This window comes from Xaviernesmea rhizosphaerae, from assembly GCF_001938945.1.
Taxonomy (GTDB): domain Bacteria; phylum Pseudomonadota; class Alphaproteobacteria; order Rhizobiales; family Rhizobiaceae; genus Xaviernesmea; species Xaviernesmea rhizosphaerae.
Genome location: NZ_MKIO01000020.1, coordinates 74598 through 90494 on the forward strand (window position 1 = coordinate 74598; position 15897 = coordinate 90494).

General features: G+C 67.7%; 13 protein-coding genes. 2 read left to right on the forward strand and 11 right to left on the reverse strand.

Annotation, left to right across the window (positions count from 1 at the left end; all coding sequences use genetic code 11):
- Positions 1-29 precede the first annotated feature (29 nt).
- The 3 genes from BJF92_RS03315 to BJF92_RS03325 all read right to left on the reverse strand — a co-directional run bounded on the left by BJF92_RS03315 (position 30) and on the right by BJF92_RS03325 (position 3014).
- The gene (locus BJF92_RS03315) at positions 30-935 is read right to left on the reverse strand and encodes a helix-turn-helix domain-containing protein (RefSeq protein WP_075633360.1); all 906 of its coding nucleotides are present in this window, start codon (positions 933-935) and stop codon (positions 30-32) included.
- 168 nt (positions 936-1103) lie between these two features.
- Positions 1104-2480 carry a PepSY-associated TM helix domain-containing protein gene (locus tag BJF92_RS03320; RefSeq protein WP_075633361.1) on the reverse strand — a complete coding sequence of 459 codons (1377 nt, stop codon included), beginning with the start codon at positions 2478-2480 and terminating at the stop codon, positions 1104-1106.
- A gap of 114 nt (positions 2481-2594) precedes the next feature.
- Positions 2595-3014 carry a hypothetical protein gene (locus tag BJF92_RS03325; RefSeq protein WP_143523875.1) on the reverse strand — a complete coding sequence of 140 codons (420 nt, stop codon included), beginning with the start codon at positions 3012-3014 and terminating at the stop codon, positions 2595-2597.
- A 443-nt stretch (positions 3015-3457) separates the two neighbouring features.
- On the opposite strand from BJF92_RS03325, the gene BJF92_RS03330 reads away from it, so the two are divergent.
- Positions 3458-4711, forward strand: a complete 1254-nt coding sequence (locus BJF92_RS03330) for a hypothetical protein (protein ID WP_245294649.1) — start codon at positions 3458-3460, stop codon at positions 4709-4711.
- Positions 4712-4732: 21 nt separating this feature from the next.
- Here the strand turns inward: BJF92_RS03330 and BJF92_RS03335 are convergent, their stop codons facing one another.
- From BJF92_RS03335 to BJF92_RS03345, 3 genes are read right to left on the reverse strand one after another with little or no spacing between them, the layout of a single operon-like run.
- Positions 4733-5917 carry a lipocalin-like domain-containing protein gene (locus BJF92_RS03335; RefSeq protein ID WP_075633363.1) on the reverse strand — a complete coding sequence of 395 codons (1185 nt, stop codon included), beginning with the start codon at positions 5915-5917 and terminating at the stop codon, positions 4733-4735.
- The gene (locus tag BJF92_RS03340) at positions 5907-8381 is read right to left on the reverse strand and encodes an FtsX-like permease family protein (protein WP_143523876.1); all 2475 of its coding nucleotides are present in this window, start codon (positions 8379-8381) and stop codon (positions 5907-5909) included. Before BJF92_RS03340 ends, BJF92_RS03335 begins: the two co-directional genes overlap by 11 nt.
- Positions 8381-9037, reverse strand: coding sequence for an ABC transporter ATP-binding protein (locus BJF92_RS03345; protein ID WP_075633364.1), 657 nt, complete (start codon positions 9035-9037; stop codon positions 8381-8383). Before BJF92_RS03345 ends, BJF92_RS03340 begins: the two co-directional genes overlap by 1 nt.
- Before the next feature lie 601 nt (positions 9038-9638).
- Between BJF92_RS03345 and BJF92_RS03350 the strand changes: the two genes are divergently transcribed.
- Positions 9639-9965, forward strand: a complete 327-nt coding sequence (locus BJF92_RS03350; RefSeq protein ID WP_075633365.1) for a hypothetical protein — start codon at positions 9639-9641, stop codon at positions 9963-9965.
- Between the two features lie 145 nt (positions 9966-10110).
- On the opposite strand, the gene BJF92_RS03355 is transcribed toward BJF92_RS03350, so the two are convergent.
- The 5 genes from BJF92_RS03355 to BJF92_RS03375 form a co-directional block, all read right to left on the reverse strand.
- On the reverse strand, positions 10111-11031 hold the full coding sequence (locus BJF92_RS03355; protein WP_075633366.1) for a sugar phosphate isomerase/epimerase family protein: 921 nt from the start codon (positions 11029-11031) through the stop codon (positions 10111-10113).
- Between the two features lie 96 nt (positions 11032-11127).
- Positions 11128-12246, reverse strand: coding sequence for a sn-glycerol-3-phosphate import ATP-binding protein UgpC (locus BJF92_RS03360; RefSeq protein WP_075633367.1), 1119 nt, complete (start codon positions 12244-12246; stop codon positions 11128-11130).
- Positions 12247-12286: 40 nt separating this feature from the next.
- The gene (locus tag BJF92_RS03365) at positions 12287-13177 is read right to left on the reverse strand and encodes an ABC transporter permease subunit (protein ID WP_075633368.1); all 891 of its coding nucleotides are present in this window, start codon (positions 13175-13177) and stop codon (positions 12287-12289) included.
- Positions 13178-13184: 7 nt separating this feature from the next.
- Positions 13185-14075 carry a carbohydrate ABC transporter permease gene (locus tag BJF92_RS03370; RefSeq protein WP_075633459.1) on the reverse strand — a complete coding sequence of 297 codons (891 nt, stop codon included), beginning with the start codon at positions 14073-14075 and terminating at the stop codon, positions 13185-13187.
- Between the two features lie 126 nt (positions 14076-14201).
- Positions 14202-15545, reverse strand: a complete 1344-nt coding sequence (locus BJF92_RS03375) for an extracellular solute-binding protein (protein ID WP_075633369.1) — start codon at positions 15543-15545, stop codon at positions 14202-14204.
- Between the last annotated feature and the right edge of the window lie 352 nt (positions 15546-15897).

Below are 15897 nucleotides of genomic sequence, written 5' to 3' on the forward strand. Positions count from 1 at the left end.
GATGGCCGCGCCGCGCGCGCGGCCATCGGTCAATCCAGCCGGCGGCGGCGCCAGGCGCCGGGCGGCGCGCCCATGCTGGCGGCGAAGACGCGGCTGAAATGGGCGCCATCGGCAAAGCCGCAGGCCTCCGCGATCGCGGCAAGCGGGGCATCGCTGTTCAAAAGCAGGTCGCGCGCCTTGTCGAGCCGCTGCTCCACCAGCCATTGATGCGGCGTGCGCCCTGTCGTTTCGCGGAAGGCGCGCAGGAAGATGCTGCGCGACAGGCCGGTCAGCGCGCAGAGCTCGTCGATGCCCGGATCGCCCTTCGGCTGCGCGCGCATGCGCTGCGTGATGAGGCCGAGCTGGCGCGGGGTCAGGCGCCGCCCGCCCTGCGGCTCGGTCGTGCGCCCCTCGCCATAGCGGCGCACCAGATGCGTGCCGATCGCCGCGCCGATCTGGGCGATGAAGAGCGGGCTCGTCGGCATGGGGCCCTGAGCATGGGCAAACAGCGCCCGCGTGAGCCCGCCGAGCACGAGATCGGCCGCGCCCGCCTGCTCGCTCAGGCCCTCAACATGGCGGCATTCGGCCTGGTCGGCGATCGTCGCCAGTGCTGCGGCTGAGATTTCCATCAGCGCGAAATCGAAGGAGCCGGCCATCTCGGCCTTGTAGGGATCGGCGAAGCGGCGGATGTAGAGGCCGTTTTCGGCAAAGTCATGCAGGGAGGCATGATGCGCATGGTGGATGCGGCGCTGATGCCCCGGCTTCATCGACAGGCCGATCAGCGTGCCACGGCCCGAGGCGGGCGTGGAGACGAACCCCTCAGGCGCCCGCGCCGCGCGGCGGCGGATGAAGCGGATATCGGCGCCGATGAGCACGTCATCCTCCTCCAGCCCGGCGAGCGAGCAGCCGAAGCGATCGCGGTCGGTTGCCGCCGGCTTTCCATCTCGTGCGAACATCTTGCTGCCCGTGCCCCGTCGGAGAGAGTCTGTCGGATGGATCGTGTGCTTTAGAATGGCCGCCATCAAGACATAGACGCTGCCCCTTGTCAAAGCGCAGAGATCAAAGCGCTGCCGCGGTAAGACCGGGGAAGGCAGGGCGCGTGCACCCTGCCTCCGTAGCGCTTCTCAGCGCTGGGCCCGCGCCCGGCGGCCGAAACGCTGGACGATCTGATCCAGCGCCAGCATGACGAGCAACGACAGGCCGGTGAGCGGGAACAGCAGGCCGAAGAGGGCCATCAGCGCGACCAGCCCGCGAAAGATGCGCGGATCGGCCGGCATGGGCGGCACGCCGAGCCCGCCCTTCGGCCGGCGCTTCCACCACATCACGGCGGCCGACAGGCAGAGCAGGACGATGGCGATGCAGGCCGCGAGCAGCACCAGCTGGTTCGCCAGCCCGAACTCCTGCCCCATATGGACATTGATGCCCCATTCCAGCGCCTTGCCCAGCGGGCCGTAATCGGCATAGGTCATGTCGATCAGGGGCTTGCCGCTATATTGGTCGAGATGCACCACGCGCTGGCGCGAGAGGTCGTCGGGATAGACCGAACCGGTGTAGACGCCCGTCGGCTGGCTCGGCAGATTGACCGCATAGCCGCGATGCAGGCCGAGGCCGTCGAGGATCGCCACCGCGCGGTCGAGGCCGATCGGCGCCATGCCGTGATCATGCACGGGCGATTGCGGCATCTGCGCCTGTTCAAGCGACCAGGAAGTCTTGGCCAGATGGTCGAGATGCTCGTCGGACATGGGCACGGCCACGCGCACGCCGGCGGGATAGCCGAAATTATTGCCATTGGCCCATTCATTGACCTTGGCGCCCCAGACACCGGACCACGGCATGCCGGTCAAGGCGAGGAAGACGATGACGCCGCCGACGAAGAGGCCGGTGACGGCATGCAGGTCACGCCAGAACACCCGGCGCGCCGGCGTACCGCGCAGGCTGACCACGCCGCCGCTGCGACCGCGCGGCCACCAGAGATAGAGCCCCGTCGCCACCAGAAGCATCGCCCAGCCTGCGGCGATCTCGATCACCGCCCGGGTGACGCTGCCGAAATATTTCAGGCTATGCAAGGTGCGGATCGTCCACATGATCGTGCCGCGATCGGGCAGGCTGCCCAGCACCCGGCCGTCATAGGGATCGACATAGACGGCGCGCTTTCCCTGGCTCTCGGTCGCCACGGTGATTTCGGCGGAGCTTGTCGGCGTCGCGGGATCGGTGAACTTCACCGCCGTGCCCGGTTGTGCCGCGAGCGCTGCCGCCACCATGGCCGAGGGCGCCACGCGCGCGGCGTCCTGGCGTGCCTCCACCCGCTTGAGATCGGCATGGACGAGACCGTCGATTTCGTCGCGGAAGAGGTAGAGCCCGCCGGTGATGGCGAGCGAGATCAGAAAGGGCAGAACGAGCAGCCCGGCATAGAAGTGCCAGCGCCAGACGGCGCGATAAAGGTCGGATGCGGCAGGGGCGGCCGTAACGGCACGCGCCCGCCCGATCGAAAGATCGGTCATGGGAACTCCAGACGAAGAGCAGGATGGGAGCAAGGGCACGAAGGCGCGTTCGCGCCCTCGGGAAAGCCCGATGCTTGCGGGGTGGGACGGCGCGGGGCCGTCCCGGCCTTCCTGTCAGGAGGAGAGGGGTGGCGCGCGGGGCTGTCCGGTCAGCCCGCGTTCGATGCGCAGGAAGAGAGGAATGAACGGGCGGCTGGCCGAAAGGCTTGCCGGCGCGCGCGGCGCCGCAAGCTGGGGCGGCAGGGAGATCAGCGCCAGCGTCGTGGCCGCCAGGCGGCACAGCGTGGCGCAGGGGCAATCCGGCGCCTTTCCGTGCGGCGCGCCCTGGCGATCCTCCGGCGCCGTGGCCAGCTCTGGCTCAGCGGCCGGCTGCGGCGCGGCCAGGTCGAGCCCGACCGTCATGCAGAGGGCATGCAGCGGATCGAGCGCCTCGGCCGCCATGCGGCTCTGGCCGATCTGGCCGACCAGACCCTGCAGCGTCAGAACGAGCGCGATCACCCAGGCAAGCGCGCCCGCCGTCTGTCTGTCCGCCAAGATCTGCCGCATCATCCGCATGGACCCGCCATGCCACAAAGCTGCCGCATTGTCACCAGCAGGCTTTGCGAGCCTGCGGCTGCTGCGCTGTTGCGCCGCAGCGGGGGAGCGTCGCGAGCGGGGGCGATTTCCCGGCCCGTAAGGCCAGCCGCCCGCGGCCTGTGCACCGCCTGCAACAATGCGCGCAGAGGCATGCCCGGAAGACCTTTTCTTGTCCCTTGAGCACAGGAAACAGCGTTCGCTCGCGCTTTCTTAACCTTGTGCCGGCTAAATCGACGGATTGTCCTTTGCGCGCCTTAATCCGGCCCGATCCTTGCCGTGTGGGAGTCCATCGCCATATGGCACGCAAAAAGGGTCGATCCCCGCATCTTCAGGAAAACGATCCTGGATGAAGCCTTGGAGCATTGGACCGAAAAGTGGGAACCGGTTTTCGGAAGAATCTGATGCAAAACAAAAATCCGGAGGATCGGGCGGCAGAGGATGGTCCGTCCGATGCTCTCGCAGGGACGGCCGAAAGGCGGGCTCCGGTGCGCCGGCGCACGGTCCTGCATTTTCCCGGTTTCGAGCCGCTCGACGCTGCCGCTCATCACCGCCGCTATGGTCGCGCGGCCGAACAGAGTGCGCGCGTCTGGGATCTGGGGCTCACCGTGGGGCCGCTCCTGCCGGCCGGCGGGCAGGGTGCCGGCACGCCTGCGGTCGCCGCCTTCGATGTCGCCTGCCGCTCGGCCAATTGCGCCACCGACAGCCGCATCCACATCTTCGACCATGATGCGCTGGTGCGCCACTTCAACGGACGCAGCCTGACGGCGCGCCTTCTCGGCGGCTTTCGCAGCGGCGGGCGCGTCGTGCTTCAGGGCGGGATGACGGCCTATTTCCGCCATGCCTGGCGCTTCGGCCTGTTCTTCGTCTTCCCCTTCCTCTTCACCGCGCTGGCGCTGATGCTGGCGCTTCTCTTCGCCGCGCTGCCGCTGCTGGCAGGCTTCAGCCCCTGGACGCTGCTCGCCAGCCTGCCGGCGGCGCTCTTTCTCTTCGCCCTTTTGTTTCCGCGGCTCTCCGCCCGGCTGCATGTGCTGCATCTTCTGGCCGACTGGCAGCTGGCCGTGGCCGTGGCGGCGCTGGACGATGCCACCGTGCGCCTGTGGATCGAGGGGCGCGTGGCCGCCGCCCGCCAGGCGCTGCAGCAGGAGAGCGACGAGGTGGTGATCAGCGCCCACAGCATGGGCGCGAGCCTTGCCGCCCATGTGCTCGGCACGCTGATCGAGCGCGAGCCGGCGCTGCTGGATGGCCGGCGGGTGGTCTTCGTCGGCCTTGGCGGCGCGCTGCTGCAATGCGCGCTGCTGAAATCCGCCACGCGGCTGCGCGCCCATGTCGGGCGCATCGCCGCTGCTCCCGGCGTCACCTGGTTCGAGGTGCAGTGCCTGACGGATGCGATCCATTTCTACCGCGCGCCGCTGGTGGCGCTCTGCGGCCATCCCGGCCTGGCGCAGCCGCGCCTGGTCTTCATCCGCCTGCGCCAGATGCTGGAGGCCACGCGCTATCGCCGCATCCGCCTGAATTTTCTGCGCGTCCACCGCCAATATGTCCTGGCCGCCGACCGGCCGGCACCCTTCGACTTCACCCTGATGACCGCCGGCCCCTTGCCCGCCGCCGACTTCGCCCGCTTCTCGCAAAGCCGCCTGCCGCAGCTTGGGTGCTGAGGTTCACTTAAAACCTTTCCGTCAGTACCCCGTCATCTCCAGATAGCCCCGGCCGCTGCGCGTGCCGGAAAAGCGGATCGGGCCTTCCCAATAGGGCGTGCGGGTGGCCATCCAGGCTTCAGGGTTCAGCGCCGTGGTGGTGATGTCGATGCCCTTTTGCGGCAGCTGCAGCCGCCAGCCGACCGGAACCCGCCGGCCGGCGACCATGGCGTTCTCGAGCGGCGTCAAGACGAGCGCACCGGCCGGCAGAGGCTCCGGCGTGCCATCGGCGGCAATGAAGGTGGCGGAGGTATAGCCGGCACCCTTGTCACGCAGGCGAAAGCCCATCAGCTTCTCGCCGCCATCGAAATGCAACGAGAACCAGTCCCAGCCGGTCTGATCGGCGGAAAGCGGCTGGGAGGACCATTCGCGATCGAGCCAGGCTTCGCCCGTCACCGTCACCGGGCCCTCGGGCAGGTCCAGCCGGCCGGCGACGCGGTAGAAGGGCTGGGAGTAATAGAAGCTTGCCTGTCCCGCGGCGGATTTCACCGAATAACCGTTCTGCCCTTGCGGCACCAGCGGGCCGGTGGCGGTCAGATCCAGCGCATAGCGGAAATCCTTGCCGCTGGCCGAGAGCGTCAGACGGTTCAGCGGATCGGTGCCGGCGGCTGCCCCGGCCTGTTCGCCGGTCTGCTCGCTTGCCTGCCCGCCGGTTTGGTCGCTTGTCCGCTCCCGCATGGCCCAGTCGTCGATGGTGGCGGAAAAGGGGCTGGCGGCCACGCCGGCCTGGCCGATGCCGCCGCGCGCCAGCCGCTCGGCCACATGCTGGGCGGTCGGCGTGGTCACCGCGGCATGGCCGAGCCAGACCTGCGGGCTTTCCCAGCCGGGCCGCTCGCCCGGTTGAAGCGCGCTGCGAAACAGCGTCCACTGCACGCCATAATCCTTGCCGTCGTCGCCCTTCAGATTGGCGGTGAGATACCACCATTCGATGCGGAAGTCGGGATGCGGCCCGTGATCGGCGGGAAAGCTTAAGGCAACGCCCGGCTGCGGCACGGCAAAGCCTTCCGCCGTCGTGCCGAGCCCGGCAAAGCCCTGGGCGTGGGCGGCCTGGCCGAAGTGGGGCGCGCAGGCGAGAAGGCCGGCGAGGAGGAGCGAGCGGGCGCGGCCAAGCGCGCGCCATGCTCTCCTGTGGCCGGCCTGCGCCCTGCGCAAAATCTCAGCGTTCATGGGCGAAAACCTTCAAGAGATCGGCCGGTGCCGTCAAAGCGAGGCGGCGCAGCGGGAAGGCGGCGGCGACCAGCGCGGCGAGGAGCGCCGACAGGCCGAGCCACAGCCAGTCGGTCGGGAAGACATGCATGGGCAGCCGCCAGCCGAAGGCTTCGACATTGACGATGGCGAGCAGCACGAAGGCCAGCGCCAGCCCCACGGGCAGCGCGGCGAGGAAGGTGAGGGCGGCAAGCAGGAGCGTGCGCAGCAGTTCCAGCCGCACCAGCTGCCGGCGCGTCAGCCCCATGGCCCAGACGGGCGCAAGCTGCGGCAGGCGCATGGCCGAGAGCGTGGTGAGGCTCGCCACCATGGCCAGCGCCGCCACGCCCAGCGTCAGCACATTCAGCGCGGCGGTCACGGCGAAGGTCTGCTCGAACACCTCGAGCGAGCGGCGCTTGACCGTGGCCTGGTCGATCATGGCTTCGGGCGGCAGCGCGAAGCGGTGCTCCAGCTCCGCCATCAGCGCGGGCACTTGGGCAGGGGGAAGGCGCAGGCCATAGCGCAGCCGCTCGACCTCGGGATAGTGCGCGGTGAGCGCCTCGGAATTGACGATGGCCTGGCCCTGCGGATTGCCATAGTCGGAATAGACGCCGGCGATCTCGACCGTCCAGCCCTCCGGCAGGGTCAGCCGGTCGCCGGGGGCGAGCCGGGCGCGGCGGGCGAGCTGCTCGTTGATCATCGCCGCCTTGCCCGAGGCCACCCGGTCCCAGCCATCGGGCAGGCTGGCGAGCAGCGGCCAGTGGTCGCGATAGGTCGCATGATCGGCCGCGCCATAGACGGCGCCGGGCGCGCCGGCCAGCTGCCCGTCCACATGCCAGATCGGCAGGATCGCATCGACCTTGCCGGCAAGGAAGGCGGTGAGCCTCTCCGCCTCGGGCCTGTTGCGGGCGGTGAGATAGAGCTCGGAGGCCAGCCGCAGGTCCAGCCAGCCGGTGAAGGTCAGGCGGAAGCTCGAGACCATGGTGCCGACGCCGATATTGGCCGACAGCGCCAGCAGCAGCGCCATCAGCGCCAGCGACAGGCCGGGCAGTTGCTGGCGAGTGTCGGCCAGAAACCATTCCGACACCGGACCGCGCGCGCGCCGCTGCATCAGCCCGAGCACCAGCGCCAGCGCCACCGGCAGCAGGAGGGCGGCCCCCAGAAGCAGCGCCCCGAGCACGGCGAAGCCCGCCACCAAGCCATGCCCGTAAAGCGCGATACCAAAGCTGATCAGCAGCAGGCCGAGCCCGCCGGCGGCCTGGCGCTTGAGCCTGGCTTCCGAGGCGCGGGCCCAGGCGCGCGGGCTGGCGGGGCTGAGCAGCGGCAGGCGCCAGACGCGCCAGAGGCTCTGCGCGGCCGCGACAAGCGTGCCGATGACGGCGATGGCCAGGCCAGAGGCCCACCACTGCGGGCGGAAGCTGAGCGTGCCGGGTACGGCCGCGCCATAAAGCCCCTGCAGCGAGGCCGAGACGCCGGGCAGGAGTGCTGCGCCGACGAGATAGCCGAGCGCCACGCCGATCAGCCCGGCGGCGAGCGCCAGCACCAGAAGCTCCAGCAGCAAAGCGGCGGTCAGTGCGCGGGCGGAGAGGCCGAGCGCGCGCAGCGTGCGGAAGGTGGCGCGCCGCTGCTCGAAGGCCAGGCCGATGGCGGCATAGACGATGAACAGGCCGACGGCGAAGGCGAGAAAGCCGAAGGCGGTGAGGTTCAGGTGGAAGCTGTCGGTCAGCCGCGCCAGATCGCCGCCCGCCTCCGGCTGGCGCACCGCCAGCTCCGGCGCGATCTGCGCCAGGGGGAGAAGCCCCATGGGCTGGTTGGGCAGGATAAGCAGCCGGCTGATCTCGTCCGGTCGGTCGAGCAGGCGCTGGACGGTGCCGATATCGGCCAGCGCCATGCCGGGCAGAAGGTTGGGCGCGGCGCGCAAGGGCGGCAGGCCGGCCACGCCCTGCAGCCGCGCCACCGTCTCCGGCGCGGCATAGAGCAGGCCCGGCGGGGTGATGAAGGCAAGGAGATCGCCCGTGCCGCCGCCCTTTTCGCCATTCTCGCCCGTTCCTCCCTCGCCCTTGCCGCTTTCGCCTGTGGGCTGGAGATCGAGCGTCTGCGCCTCGGCCGGCAGGGAGAGAGGTTCGATGCCCAGAAGGCGGAGACGCTGCCCGCCCTCCAGCCGCAGGCTCCCCTCGAGGACGGGCGAGACCTGCCAGCCGGCGCGGGCAAGCGTGAGGAAGGTGGATTGCGCCATGGGCGCGCCGTCGGCACGGGCGATGGTGCTCAGCCGGTCCTGGCCGAGCAGGGCGGCGGCGCGGTCATAGCTTGCCCTGGCCTCGGCATTGATCGCCTGCACGCCGGACCAAAGCGCGGTGGCGAGCGACAGGCCGAGCATCAGCAGCGCGAGCTGCGCCGGGCGTCGGCGCCAGTGCGACAGAAGCGCGGAAAGGGCGGTGGACAGCATCACAGGATGCGCCCGCCGGTCAGGTGGATGCGCCGTCCCAGCCGCTCGGCCAGCCGCTGCGAATGGGTGACCATCAAGAGCGCCGCGCCGCTTTCGGCCACCAGCGACAGCATCAGCGCGATCACCTGATCGCCGGTGGCCTCGTCGAGATTGCCGGTGGGCTCGTCGGCCAGCACCAGCTTCGGCCGGGCGGCGAGCGTTCGGCCGATCGCCACGCGCTGCTGCTGCCCGCCGGAAAGCTGCTCGGGATAGCGCGTCAGCAGCCCATCGAGCCCCAGCCTGCGGGCGAGCGCGCTCTGCCAGGCCGGATCCGACTTTCCGGCAAGCCGCGCGTGAAAGGCGAGGTTGGCGGCAACGGTGAGCGAGGGGATCAGATTGAACTGCTGGAAGATCAGGCCTACCGTGTGGCGGCGCAGCGCCGCCCGGCCGGCATCGTTGAGCGCGCCGAGATCGGCGCCGTCGATCAGCACCCTGCCGCCCTCCGCCCGGTCGAGGCCGGCGGCCAGATGCAGGAGCGTGCTCTTGCCGCTGCCGGATTCGCCCGTCAGCGCCAGCGTCTCGCCCCGGTCGAGCGTCAGGCTCAGCCGGTCCAGAACGGTCAGCGGCCCCTCGGCCGTCTGATAGCGCTTGGTCACATCGGCAAGGGCAAGCAGCATGGAGGGTCCTGATGTCGTGGAAGGGGTTGCGCGGTGCGGCGGGGCATGGGGCAGGCGCGCCCTTTGTAACCCCTCATCCTGCGTTCCGCCTAGATCCCCTGAGATAGTGCGGCAGGATGCCCTGTCGACCCGCGGGAGGGACGCGGCAGGCTCTGCCATCAAACTGTCATGACAGGAGTCTATCCTGGAAACGCTGTTGGACGGTGCGAAGCGGTCCCTGGCCACCACGAGCTTTCCGGCGCGCCACCCCTTGTGGCGGGGATGCGCCAAGCGGATGCGGCGGCTTCGGATCGGCCTTGGTGGCTTCTTCGACCGGGCGCCATGAACGCGCGGCAGCGTGGCGCAAGCGGCTGCTGACGGAGGCTCTACGCCACCGGCCTGCCGCTTGATCAATCGCACTCTGATTGATCGCAGATCGGCGAACGGCGCATTCCTCGATCAGGACCTGTTTGTTGCGTGCCGGCTGTGCAAGGCGTGGCGCTTCGGCGCATGCAGGGGCCGCCGGTCAGCCCGTCCCTGTGTCGATGTCGCTTTCAGTCCTCGACATAAGCATCGCCCACTCCGTAACCCTTGCCCCACGCAACACCTGGAAGGCTTTTCCATGGAACTTCTGCACGCCCAGGCCGCCATTGTCTCCGCCATCATCGCGGACGCGCCGAGCCCTGCCTGGGAGCACATCACCGTGAGGGTGGCGGCCGAGGGCGCAGCGCCGCAGATCGAGGCGTCGGCCCTTTGCTGGCAGGCCACGGGCGGGCTGGCGGAGATCGCCCTGCAGCCGGGCGCGCAAAGCGCGGCGGCGCTGGCCGCCTGGCTCGCGCTGGATGCCGTCAGGCAGAACCCGCAGGCGCGTCGCTTGATGCTGGAGATCGACTATCCCGGCCGCTATCGCCTGCTGAGCGGCGCGGCGATCAAGGGTGCGGCGATCTAAGGCGGGCCGCTCGGCCGCGTGGCCTGACGCATCACGCCCTCTGCCGAGACGCCCGGAGATCTGCGGCCGTAGCATTTTCCATTTGCAAGATTCGAACACCTGCCCGCGCCCTTTGCACGCGCGCGGACAGGCGCTTTGTCCTGTGTCAGGCGGCGGCCTGCTGGCGGTCGTTGACCAGTGCGGCGAGCTTGCGGGCGCGCTCCAGGCAGGCGGGCTGTTCGGCAGCGAAGCGTTCGGCGCCGATTTCCATGATCAGCGTCGTATCCGGCAGGAAGGTCAGTTCCGAGAAGATCTCTTCCCAGGCGATGTCGCCCCAGCCGAGCGGAAGGTGCAGGTCGCCGATGCCCAGCGCCGTGGCTTCGGCCGGGTGGAAGAATTCCTTGGTCGTATAGGGCAGGCCGAAGCTGTCATGCACATGCAGATGGCCGGTGACCGGCGCCATGGCGCGCAGCTGCTCGCGGAAATCGAGGCCCTTGAAGGTGGATTCGATATAGGCATGGCTGAAATCGATCAGCGCGGCGAGATTGTCATGGCCGACGGCCTTGACGGTTTCGGCCACCTGCGCCGGCGTCTGGCGATACTGGCCGCTTTTGGTGGTGAAGATGTTTTCCAGAACCAGGCGCACGCCATAGGTCTTGGCGACGTCCGCCATCTCGAACAGGGCCTCGCGCTCCATCTTGTCGAGATCCTCGCCATTGACGCCTTCGCCGAGCTGGGCGGCGCCGGAGTGATGCACGACGATGCCCGCGCCGAGCCGGTTGGCCATTTCGAGCATGGCGCGCACCACCTTCTTCTGCAGGTGCAGATTGGTGGCATCCATGAAGTTGGAGCAGACCTGGCCGTGCAGCGACAGCTTCTTGAAGCTGTAGCCGCCGACGATCTCGGCGGTGCGGGCGAAACGCTCCTCGATGATGCGGCCGCCGGAGACGATCTCCTCGCCATAGATGCCGATCTCGCAGGCGTCGGCGCCGGTACCGGCCACCGCGCGCAGCGAGGCGTCGAGGGTGGACAGGTCGCCGCGACCCGTATGGTTGCAGAAGCCGATGGCGGAAATGATGCCGGTCATGAAAGTCCCTCCTTCAGGGAGCAGCAGGCAGGTCGTGCGTGAGACGGGCGGGCCTTGCCGAGGCGCGCCGGTCCCGAAAGTTAGGGGAATGCGGGATCAGGACAGGGCGGGCGCCAGCGTTGCGGCAGCGGCCCGGCTCTGTGCCGGTTCGCCGTCGATCTCGATGCGCCGGCCGGTCTCGCGGTCGAACAGGTGCAGATGTTCGGCCGGCAGGTCGAAGGCGATCGGCTGGCCGGGAGCGATGCGCACCTCCGCGCCGATGGCGGCGGCGAAGGGCTGGCCTTCCATGACGGCATGGACGACGCGGCCTGCGCCCAACTCCTCGACGAAATCGGCAATGGCGACGAGGCCGGTGCCGGGGGCGGCAAGGCGCACCTGCTCCGGCCGGATGCCGACGGTCACGGTGCGGCCTTCCAGCCCGGCAAAGGCCGGGGCGAGCGGGATCACGGCGCTGCCGAGCCGCACGGCGCCGCCTTCCACGCGGCTGTCGATCAGGTTCATGGCCGGCGAGCCGATGAAGGCGGCGACGAAGGTGGAGGCGGGGCGGTGATAGATGTCGAGCGGCTGGCCCACCTGCTCGACCCGGCCCTTGTTCATCACCACCAGACGGTCGGCCAGCGTCATGGCCTCCACCTGGTCATGGGTGACGAAAACGGAGGTGGCGTTCAGCCGCTGGTGCAGCTTGCGGATCTCGGCGCGCATGGACACGCGCAGCTTGGCATCGAGGTTCGACAGGGGCTCGTCGAAGAGGAAGACCTTGGGCTCGCGGATCATGGCGCGACCCATGGCCACGCGCTGGCGCTGGCCGCCGGAAAGCGCGGCGGGCCGGCGGTCGAGATAGTCGGTCAGGCCGACGATCGCCGCTGTCTCCTCCACCCGCCGGCGCCGCTCAGCCTTGGGCACGCCGGAGACCTTCAGCGCATAGCCGATATTGTCGGCCACCGACATATGCGGATAGAGCGCATAGTTCTGGAACACCATGGCGCAGCCGCGCTCGCGCGGCTCCAGCTTGTTGACCACAGTGCCGCCGATGGCGATCTCGCCCGCGGTGATCTCCTCCAGCCCCGCGATCATGCGCAGAAGCGTGGACTTGCCGCAGCCGGAGGGGCCGAGAATGACGACGAACTCGCCGGTGGGGAAAATGAGGTCGACGCCATGGAGCGTCTGCGTCTTGCCGTAGCTTTTGCGCACGGCGCGAATATCGATCTGTGCCATTGTCGTTGAGGCCTTCTGATGGGGGCTTGTCGAAAAGGGGTTATTTCTCGCTGGAGACCAGGCCGCGCACGAACCAGCGCTGCAGCACGGCGACCACCAGAACCGGCGGCAGCATGATCAGCAGCGAGCCGGCCAGCGTCACGTTCCAGTCCGGCGTGCCACCATCTTCTGGCGGCAGCAGCATGCGCAGCTTCATCATGACGGTCTGGTAGGAGGGGTCGGTGACCATCAGCAGCGGCCAGAGATACTGGTTCCAGCCATAGACGAACATGATGGTCGTCAGCGCCAGGATGTTGGTGCGCGAGAGCGGCAGCAGCATGTCGAAGAAGAAGCGGACCGGGCCCGAGCCGTCCATGCGCGCCGCCTCGGCCAGCTCGTCCGGCAGGGTCATGAAGAACTGGCGGTAGAGGAAGGTGCCGGTCGCCGTGGCGATCAGCGGCAGGGTGAGGCCGGCATAGGAATTGAGCAGGTTCCACTCGATCTTCAGCTCGATGCCGGTGAAGAACTGGATCAGCAGGCGGAAGGGTGTGAACATGTCGGCCGCCACCGCGTAGGTCGGCACCACCCGCACTTCCAAGGGCAGCATCAGCGTGATGAAGACGGTCCAGAAGAACAGATGCTTCAGCGGCGAGCGGAAGAAGACGATGGCAAAGGCGGTGCAGGCTGACAGAGCCACTTTGCCGAAGGTGATCATCAGCGTCATGATCAGGCTGTTGATCATGGCATGGCCGAGATCGCCGCGCGTCCAGGCCGCCGTGGCATTGGCGAGGAACTGGTCGCCCGGCACGAAGCGGAAGGGCACGGCATTGACCTGTTGCATCGTCTGGCTGGCGCCGGCGATCACCACGAGGAAAGGCCCGATCAGCAGGAGGAAGCCGATGACCATGATCGCATAGGTCAGGGCATTGGCGAAGGGAGTGCGCTGGATCATCGCCGCCTCACTTGTAATGAACGCGCCGCTCGACGAAGCGGAACTGGATGAAGGTGAAGATCATGATCAGGCCGATCAGCACCAGGCTCTGGGCCGAGGCGCCGGAATAGTTCAGCCCCTGGAAGGCCTCGTCGACGATGCGGTAGACCATGAGCTCGGTGGCGTGGTTGGGTCCGCCACGGGTGGTGGCGTGCACCATGCCGAAGGTGTCGGAGCCGACGAAGCCCTCGGTCATCATGGTGACCAGCAGGAAGAACAGGGTGGGCGCGAGCAGCGGCACCTGGATGTCGATGGCGCGGCGGATCGGGCCGGAGCCGTCCATGGCGGCGGCTTCGATCAGCGAGCGCGGCACGGACTGCAGGCCGGCCAGAAGGAAGATGAAGGTATAGCCCGCCCACTTCCAGATGAAGATGATGATGACGAAAGCCAGCGCATGGCTGCCATATTTCGCCGGGTTCCAGAGATCCGGCTGGATCTCGTTCAGCATGGCCGCAAGCCCGCGCTCGGGCGAGAGGATGAAGCGGAAGGCCATGCCGCCCGCCGGACCGGCGACGGCGAAGGGGAGGATATAGAGGAAGCGGAAGAAGCCGGAGCCGGGCAGCTCGCGGTCGACGGCAAGCGCCAGGACGAGGCCGATGAAGATGGCGGTGAGCGGCCCGCAAATGGCGAAGATGATGCTGATCATCACCGAATGCCAGTAGAGCTGATCGTTGAAAACTTCCTTGAAGTTATCGAGCCCGACGAATTCGGCCGCGCCGCCGAAGGGCGGCTCCAGGGTAAAGGCCCAGTTCAGCACGGCCGTGACCGGCCAGTAGAAGAACAGGAGGATGAGGAGGAGCTGTGGCGCGGCGAAGAGGATCGGCAGCCAGGTGCTCTTGAAGACGGAGCGCTTTTCCATGGCGAGGGTGTCCGGCATGTCGGGGGAGGAGCGGCCTGGGTACGCATTGAGATGCGGCTGCGGCCCGGGCAACAGGAGAGGGCCCGCCTTTGGCAAGGCAGGCCCCGGTGCGGATGCGGGCGCGGCTTAGTTCAGCTTTTCGCCGGCATAGGTCTTTTCGAAGCGGCGCAGACCCTGGTTCGAGCGCTCGACGGCCTGGTCGATCGAGCTCTGGATGTCGGCGTTCTGCATGTAGATGGCTTCGAGCGCGCTGGTGACTTCCTTGCGGATCTGCGTGAAGTTGCCGAGGCGGATGCCGCGCGTGGTGTCGGTCGGCTGGGTCAGCGTCAGGCTTTCGATGGCGATCTCGCGGCCCTTGTAGGGCGCCTTGTCGTAGAAGCCGTTCTTCTTCATGCTTTCAAAGCCGGTCTTGGTGACCGGGATGTAGCCGGTGACCGTCGACCACCACTGAACCATGTCGGGCTGGGCGATGAAGTTGAGGAAGGCGGCAGCGCCCTTGTATTCGGCTTCCGGACGACCGGCCATGACCCACAGCGAGGCGCCGCCGACGAGCGACTTCTTGCGCTCGGTGCCCTTGAAGACCGGCAGCATGGCCACGTCCCACTTGACGCCTTCGGGCAGGGTCTTGCCGACCGTGCCGTGATCGGCGATCGAGCTCATCATGATCTGGCAGGTCTGCGAGGTGAAGGCGGGAACGATGTCCATGCCGAGCTGCTTGGTCTTGACGACGAACAGCTTCTCGTCCTGCATCTTCTTGAAGAACTTCAGTTCGTCGATGAACTTGGTCTTGTTGACGACGAGTTCGGCGTTCAGGCCCTTATAGCCATTGCCTTCGGTGGCGATCGGCTGGTCGTGGATGGCAGAGAACTGTTCCATCAGCGGCCAGGTGTCGAAGTTGAATGCCATCGGGCATTCATAGCCGGCGGCCTTCAGCTTCTTGGCAGCTTCGGCAACCTCTTCCCAGGTCTGGGGCTTGCCGGTCACGCCGGCCTTCTCGAAGGCGCTCATGTTGTAATAGATGACGGCGGTCGAGGAATTGAAGGGGAAGGACAAGAGCTCGCCGCTACCGGTGGCATAGTAGTTGGCGATGCCGGGGAAGTAGTTGTCCCAGTCGATCTTATAGCCATTGTCGGCCATCAGCTTCTTGGCGGGAACGAAGGCCTTGGACAGCATCATGTCCAGCGTGCCGGCGTCGTAGATCTGGGTGATGGCCGGCTGCTTCTTGGCGCGATAGGCGGCGATCGTGTTCTGCAGCGTGGTGTCGTAGCCGTTCTGCGAGGTGCAGACGATTTCGAAGTCGGCCTGGCTGTCGTTGAACTTCTTGCAGGCTTCCTGAACGCGCTCACCGATGTCGCCGGTGTTGCCATACCAGAATTCGAACTTGGTCTTTTCGGCGAAAGCCGGGGCGGCGGCCAGCGTGGTGGCGGCGAACAGGCCGGCGAGGGCGGCGCGCAGAGCGGAGTTTTTCATCTTGGTCCTCTTCGGGAAAGGGTTCGGTGTCCTTCCGCCGGCGCTAGAGCCTGTCCGGGGATGACCCGCGGCTCTCATAGCGCCCGATTATTACAGTTTGTCTGAGGTTTTCTGACGCTATCATGACAGGAGCAGTGGAGTTTGCCCTGTCCTGGGCCCGTCTCTTGACAGAGGATCGCGGCTCCGCAGCAACGATCCATGCGCTGGGTGCAAGGGTGCCTTGAGGCATGAGCGCTGGTTTTCGACGGTTTAAAACGATTATATTGCGGTCATCGAACAGGCCGGACGGCAAGACGCCTCGGCGGGCATGACGCTCGCGAGGCAGGCTTCCCACAGAGGGAGGCAGCCGTCG

Bases quoted from the DNA above. Each gene is read 5' to 3' on its own strand.
- BJF92_RS03315 (WP_075633360.1), bottom strand. From the start codon at position 935: ATGTTCGCACGAGATGGAAAGCCGGCGGCAACCGACCGCGATCGCTTC.
- BJF92_RS03320 (WP_075633361.1), bottom strand. From the start codon at position 2,480: ATGACCGATCTTTCGATCGGGCGGGCGCGTGCCGTTACGGCCGCCCCT.
- BJF92_RS03330 (WP_245294649.1), top strand. From the start codon at position 3,458: ATGCAAAACAAAAATCCGGAGGATCGGGCGGCAGAGGATGGTCCGTCC.
- BJF92_RS03335 (WP_075633363.1), bottom strand. From the start codon at position 5,917: ATGAACGCTGAGATTTTGCGCAGGGCGCAGGCCGGCCACAGGAGAGCA.
- BJF92_RS03340 (WP_143523876.1), bottom strand. From the start codon at position 8,381: ATGCTGTCCACCGCCCTTTCCGCGCTTCTGTCGCACTGGCGCCGACGC.
- BJF92_RS03345 (WP_075633364.1), bottom strand. From the start codon at position 9,037: ATGCTGCTTGCCCTTGCCGATGTGACCAAGCGCTATCAGACGGCCGAG.
- BJF92_RS03350 (WP_075633365.1), top strand. From the start codon at position 9,639: ATGGAACTTCTGCACGCCCAGGCCGCCATTGTCTCCGCCATCATCGCG.
- BJF92_RS03355 (WP_075633366.1), bottom strand. From the start codon at position 11,031: ATGACCGGCATCATTTCCGCCATCGGCTTCTGCAACCATACGGGTCGC.
- BJF92_RS03360 (WP_075633367.1), bottom strand. From the start codon at position 12,246: ATGGCACAGATCGATATTCGCGCCGTGCGCAAAAGCTACGGCAAGACG.
- BJF92_RS03365 (WP_075633368.1), bottom strand. From the start codon at position 13,177: ATGATCCAGCGCACTCCCTTCGCCAATGCCCTGACCTATGCGATCATG.
- BJF92_RS03370 (WP_075633459.1), bottom strand. From the start codon at position 14,075: ATGGAAAAGCGCTCCGTCTTCAAGAGCACCTGGCTGCCGATCCTCTTC.
- BJF92_RS03375 (WP_075633369.1), bottom strand. From the start codon at position 15,545: ATGAAAAACTCCGCTCTGCGCGCCGCCCTCGCCGGCCTGTTCGCCGCC.